The sequence below is a fragment of the Dellaglioa sp. CoH-55-MRSF-7 genome (assembly GCF_056782235.1).
Genome location: NZ_JBXAYI010000181.1, coordinates 1 through 259, shown reverse-complemented (window position 1 = coordinate 259; position 259 = coordinate 1). Strand labels below are relative to the sequence as shown.

The following is a 259-nucleotide window of genomic DNA, read 5'->3' as shown; positions in this document are numbered from 1 at the left end:
CGGCTGACGCGACGACAAGGCGGAATTCCACCTGTTCGGCTCGGTCGCGACGTCATCCTTCGGTGTCGCCGCGGTGACGCCGATCGAGATGTTTAATCGCGACTGGAGTTCGGTCTATACCACCCCGCAGACGACGCAGAACAACACGGCGTTGCTCGGCCTCAACGGCAAATACGCGCTGACCGATAACTGGACATTGCAGGGCAGCCTCTACGGGCGTTTCTTCCGCCAATCCCATGTCGACGGCAATGACGGCGAC

The 259-nt window shown here is 61.0% G+C and carries 1 protein-coding gene; it reads left to right on the top strand.

The features are described 5' to 3' along the window. Positions 1-73 precede the first annotated feature (73 nt). The coding region (locus tag AC1RPU_RS08330) for a hypothetical protein (RefSeq protein WP_481769701.1) at positions 74-259 on the top strand (186 nt) is incomplete at its 3' end.